At 61.0% G+C, this 3,982-nt stretch carries 5 protein-coding genes and 1 tRNA gene; 3 read left to right on the top strand and 3 right to left on the bottom strand.

The features are described 5' to 3' along the window. The 3 genes from ACI94_RS10025 to ACI94_RS10015 form a co-directional block, all read right to left on the bottom strand. A partial coding sequence (locus tag ACI94_RS10025; RefSeq protein ID WP_286681387.1) for an ATP-binding protein occupies window positions 1-948 on the bottom strand: 948 nt, incomplete at its 3' end. A gap of 44 nt (window positions 949-992) precedes the next feature. Continuing rightward, entirely contained in the window at window positions 993-1,874 is an 882-nt protein-coding gene (gene map / locus ACI94_RS10020; RefSeq protein WP_083524758.1) for a type II methionyl aminopeptidase, read from the bottom strand. Continuing rightward, window positions 1,871-3,001, bottom strand: coding sequence for a Xaa-Pro peptidase family protein (locus tag ACI94_RS10015; protein ID WP_066956071.1), 1,131 nt, complete (start codon window positions 2,999-3,001; stop codon window positions 1,871-1,873). Before ACI94_RS10015 ends, map begins: the two co-directional genes overlap by 4 nt. A 59-nt stretch (window positions 3,002-3,060) precedes the next feature. Between ACI94_RS10015 and ACI94_RS10010 the strand changes: the two genes are divergently transcribed. The 3 genes from ACI94_RS10010 (at window position 3,061) to ACI94_RS10000 (ending at window position 3,733) form a co-directional block, all read left to right on the top strand. Further along, window positions 3,061-3,294, top strand: coding sequence for a hypothetical protein (locus ACI94_RS10010; RefSeq protein ID WP_066956072.1), 234 nt, complete (start codon window positions 3,061-3,063; stop codon window positions 3,292-3,294). A 27-nt stretch (window positions 3,295-3,321) separates the two neighbouring features. Beyond that, window positions 3,322-3,621, top strand: a complete 300-nt coding sequence (locus ACI94_RS10005) for a hypothetical protein (protein ID WP_066956933.1) — start codon at window positions 3,322-3,324, stop codon at window positions 3,619-3,621. Window positions 3,622-3,660: 39 nt separating this feature from the next. Further along, window positions 3,661-3,733, top strand: a tRNA-Asn gene (locus ACI94_RS10000). The last annotated feature ends 249 nt before the right edge of the window (window positions 3,734-3,982 follow it).

Raw genomic sequence — 3,982 nt, 5'->3', positions numbered from 1 at the left:
GAAACTGATCTGGTCGATGTTCTTTAGGAGCATATTCACCGCACGCTTCATCGCGCCGTGGTCGTCGCTGACCCTGGTCTTTGCGACAAAGTCGAACTCATCGATGAAGAGGATGCAGGGAGCGAGTTTCTTTGCAAGGTCAAAGATCCGGTCGATATTCTTTGAGGTCTCCCCCAGGTACTGGGAGGTGACCATCGCAAGACGGACCTCGAGCACCGGCATGTGAAGCACCCGTGACATCGCGAGTGCAAGGGAGGTCTTCCCGGTGCCGGGCGGTCCGACGAAGAGGAGCCGGCCGAACTCGTAGATGCCGCGCTCTTTTAAAAACTCCCTGTTCTCGAGGGCGACAGCGATCTTTCTGATGATCTCTTCCTGCCGCGGGGTGCAGACCAGTCGATCGAGCGAGAACTCGACCTCATCCGGCGCGCTGATGATGATCAGATCGCGGGCCTCCCGCATCTCCTCGCTCTCGCCGATGATCCGGGAGACCTTCCCCTCGATGTAGTCTTTTGTATCTTCAAACCGGGGGTTCTTTGCCAGAACGTCCCGGTATCGGACGTCGATGCCGTCTTTTCCTTCGTAGTAATACGCGAGGACGGGGTTCTCCCTGATCCTCTCTGCCCCGCCCTTCTTGAGGAACCATCCTGCCGCCGCGTCGAGCGAGGGCAGACTCAGACGCTGGCCGAACTCATCGTAGCCGACGAACGGGTTCTGGCGGACGGTCTGGCAGACAGTGTCCGGGCTGCCGAAGGCCCTCTTGATCGCACCCTCGCTCACGATCAGGGGTCGCTTCACCTCGGCGCTCCCGCTGCTCCCGGCGCCGAAGAACTCGCGGCAGCGTGGATTGAGATCGTTGATGCCGAGTTCCTCGTTTCGATTGAATATCTCCGCGGTGAGCAGGACCTCTATGATGGTGAGGACGTCACGCGTACCTGTCTCGTCGGTCATATCTGTAAACTATCATATTTGTGTGCGATATCAATAAGCGTAACTCACCGGGTTGTGACCTCGCACCCATCTTCCGTGACGATCACGGTGTGCTCCGCCTGCGAGACGAAGGAGCCCGGCTCGTCGTGCAGCACCGGGAAGGGGTGGAGGATTCCGTTCCGGACGAGCGTGGCCAGCCCAATCTCGACCTTGTCCCCCGGGATCCAGCGGCGGGAGAACGGGAGGCCCCGGCGCGGCCGGGCTACTTCGAGGACCCGCCTTGCCGAAGGCAGGCGGGCCGGGCGGGCGGCGATCTGTCGGTAGATCTCCACGCGCGGTGCCTCGCGGACCCGTCCCGATCCTGTGGTGGCGAACGGTTCAATTGCAAAGACCATTCCCTCCTCGAGGACGACACCTCCGGAGATCGCGACGTTCGGGATCATGGGACTTCCATGGAGGTTGTAGTGGTCGAGGCCGTGGCCCGTGAGGTTTGCAACCGACTGATAACCGCGCTCCTCGATCGCCGCCTGGATGGCGGCCCCGAGTTCGCCGGTTGCGACCCCCGGGCGGACGGCGGCGATCGCCGCTTCAAGGGCCGCCCGGGATGCCTCGACGAGCGCTCCGTGGTCGCCGAGGTCGACGGTCATGGCGGTGTCGGCGATGTATCCATCGATCGCTACACCAAGGTCGACCTTGACGAGGTCTCCCCGGGAAAATACCCTCTCGTCGCCGGGCATGGCGGTGTCGTGGGCTGCAGCCTCGTTGAAGGAGACATTTAAGGGGAAGGCGAGAATTGCTCCCTCCTCGACCACCATCGCTTCAACCGCTTCGACCATCTCAAGGAGGCTAGCCCCCTCCTTCACCATACTCGCGGCCCGGTTGAGTAACTTGTTTGCCAGCGCCCCCGCTTCATGGTAGGCGTCGTAGACTTCATCATCCATGCTCATAGCGTGAGCTCCTCTTCGTATTGGGTGAACCGGTCAAACCCGGTCTCCGTCACCGCGCCCATATCCTCCAGGCGGACGCCGCCGGTCCCGGGGTAGTAAAGCCCCGGCTCGATGGTGACGACGTTCCCGGCGACGAGAGCCTCTCCCTGCGGCCCGAGCGACGGGTCTTCGTGCACCTCTAGCCCTACACCGTGCCCCAGGCTGTGGATGAACCCCCGCGTATCGCTCTCGTAGCCGCGGTCGCGGAAGAACTCGACCGTCGCGCGGTAGAGGTCGGCGCCGACGGCTCCGGCCCGGATCATCGATGCACTGAGGGCTTTTGCATCCCGGACGGCCTCAAACATCTCCCGGATCTCCGGGGACGGCTCGCCTCTCACGACCGTCCGGGTCATGTCGGCGTGGTAGCCGCTCTGTTCGTTCTGGGGGAAGATGTCGATGACGATAGGCTCGTCTGCAAGGAGCGCCCCGAAGCCTTCGTTGTGCGGGAGGGCGGTATCCGGGCCGCAGGAGACGATGGTGTCGACCCCCCGGCATCCGTGGGCGAGGAGAACTGTGTGCATCTCCGTGCGGACGGCTTCCGAGGTGAGCGGCCGGCCGTCCCGGTGGAGGACGCCGTTCTTTTGGACAGCGGTCCGGATGAGCGCGATCCCCCGCTCCATCGCCGCTTCAGCGGCCCGCTGGACCGAGCGGATCTGTTCGATCTCCTCGGGAGTCTTGACCGCTCTCATCCTCTCGACGGCACCCTTCTCGTCGAGGATGACCGGGTGGAACGACTCGAGTTCCCGGGCGAGGGCAAGGGGGAAGTTTGCAGGGACGAGGATGGGGCCCGCGGCGAGATCTGCGATCATATGGGCCGTCGCCCGCCAGCGCGACTCTCCGGCCTTGATGTACTCGAGGTATCCTGCATCGGCGCGGGTGACGACCGCTGCAGGAGATTCCCTGACCGCCCGTTCGTGCTCCATCTGCGGGACGACGATCATCCCGCGCTCGTCCATCCTCTGAATATAGACCACGGGGTCGGTGGTGCGGAATCGGGTTAGATAGCGCACGTTGGCATCTGCAGATGAGCCATAGGCAGCGTATGCCGCTGCTCCGGCATCCCGGAGAGCCAGATCCAGTCCATTCATTCTACCATCTCTTCCGTTGAAACCACAAGTACTTTTACCCCCGCGTTCAAGTATGAATAATGGATGAGGCAACAAAGCAGGTCTTCAAAGCCAAGTTTATAGTACTGACGGTCATGCTGAACATCATCATCCTCTGCTTTGCCATGGCCGTCTTTATCCTCTTCCGGTTCGCGCCCGAAGGAACCCTCTGGCTTGTTGTCGGGCTCCTCCTCCTCGCTACCGGGGTGGCCGTGTCCATACCGTTCCGGAAGCGGTATCTCCAGACGAAGGCCTGGCTGCACGAGCAGCCGTAATGCATGTGAATCTGGAATATGACGGATATGCTGTCAAAACTCAAGTCCGAGATTGAACTTGTATCACGGCACCTCGAGGTGATCCGGGCGGTCGTGGAGCACCAGCCTATCGGGATCATGAAACTCTCCGAGATCCTTGGCCTCCCTTACCACCGGGTCCGTTATTCGCTACGGATCCTCGAGCAGGATGGATATATCCGTGCCTCATCGGCCGGCGCGGTGGCGACACCGCTTGCGGCCGACCTCCTTGCCTCCCTCGAGGGCGAGGTTGATGAACTGATCGCTCTCCTTGAGACCATCAAGCGGGAAAACTCCCGTAATATTTAATACAATTCAGGGAAGACATTATAGAGCACTTGTTACGGTGCCGCCATAACTCAGTTGGTAGAGTGGCTGGCTGTTAACCAGCATGTCACAGGTTCGAGTCCTGTTGGCGGCGTCCTCACTTTTACTCAAAAATTCTGTTATACCTACGGCTCTTGCGTCTCGCCTCATGATCTAAAAAGCAGTAATCGTTCTACGTCATCGGGGCGCATTCGCCGGGCATGGATCATGTGCTCCCCGCCAAAGTCTCCACTCTTCGACGGCGAAGATTATGCACAGACCCTCTGGCGAGGCCTGCTTTGTCCGGCCGGGTTACTTGCCCCAGGGTGATCGGCCTGCGATCAGGACTCTTTCCGGCTGGTCT

Source organism: Methanoculleus sp. DTU007 (assembly GCF_001512385.1).
Lineage (GTDB): Archaea > Halobacteriota > Methanomicrobia > Methanomicrobiales > Methanoculleaceae > Methanoculleus > Methanoculleus thermophilus.
The sequence above is the reverse complement of the archived record's forward strand: the minus strand, read 5'-3'. Positions and strand labels throughout refer to the sequence as shown.